This window comes from Burkholderia sp. RF4-BP95 (genome assembly GCF_001521985.1).
Taxonomy (GTDB): Bacteria; Pseudomonadota; Gammaproteobacteria; order Burkholderiales; family Burkholderiaceae; genus Burkholderia; species Burkholderia diffusa.
On record NZ_LOSX01000065.1, the window covers coordinates 1 to 521 of the forward strand.

At 63.5% G+C, this 521-nt stretch carries 1 protein-coding gene; it reads left to right on the forward strand.

The features are described from left to right. Positions 1 to 521: NAD(P)/FAD-dependent oxidoreductase (locus WS46_RS21200; RefSeq protein ID WP_179949177.1), on the forward strand; the 521-nt coding region annotated here is incomplete at both ends.

A 521-nucleotide genomic window follows, 5' to 3' on the forward strand; every position in this document is an offset into this window, starting at 1 on the left:
GAGATCGGCGCGCACATCCTGTCGGGCGCGGTGATGGATCCGCGCGCGATCACCGAACTGTTCCCCGACTGGAAGGAGCAGGGCGCGCCCTTGAACGTCGAGGTGACGGAAGACCGCTTCCTGTTCCTGTCCGAAAAGAGCGCGGTCACGACGCCCAACTGGGCCCTGCCCGACAACTTCAAGAATCACGGCAACTACGTGATTTCGCTGGGCAACGTCACGCGCTGGCTTGGGGCACAGGCCGAAGCGCTGGGCGTCGAGATCTTCCCGGGCTTCCCTGCGGCCGAGATTCTCTACAACGACGACGGCTCCGTAAAAGGTGTTGCCACCGGCAACATGGGCGTAGGCAAGGACGGCGAGCCGACCGAGAACTTCCAGCTCGGCATGGAGTTGCACGCGAAGTACACGCTGTTCGCCGAAGGCTGTCGCGGCCACCTCGGCCGCCAGCTGATCTCGAAGTTCAAGCTCGACGCGAACGCCGATCCGCAGGCGTACGGGATCGGCATCAAGGAATTGTGGGA